This window comes from Desulfocastanea catecholica, from assembly GCF_054657295.1.
The window spans coordinates 1-295 of sequence record NZ_BAAHYZ010000165.1 but is presented as its reverse complement, the minus strand read 5'-3'; the positions used below and the strand labels follow the sequence as shown (position 1 = coordinate 295).

Below are 295 nucleotides of genomic sequence, written 5' to 3'. Positions count from 1 at the left end.
CTGACCCGCTGTTTACCATCGGCTGATGGTCGTCTTCAGGTTCCCTGATCTCCGGTCGGGGAGCCGTCACTTCTTGTTTTTAACGGGATAGTATTATGAAAATCAGATTTTTCATGCCTCTTCTGCTGGCGGTACTGTTGTGCTGGACCTCATTTGCCTGGGCAGATGACGGCACCATCACCATAGTCTCTCCGGCGGACGCCAAAATAAAACGTATTCTCATGCAGCAGGATGCCTTTGTCTACAGCGGCGACGAAATAGCCACCATGCAGAAAGAGGACGGGACAATTATCGT

The 295-nt window shown here is 50.8% G+C and carries 1 pseudogene; it reads left to right on the top strand.

Annotated features, from left to right (window positions below):
• Positions 1-95: 95 nt before the first annotated feature.
• A pseudogene (locus tag ACYQ8U_RS23365) lies at positions 96-295 on the top strand (sodium ion-translocating decarboxylase subunit beta); the annotation flags it as partial.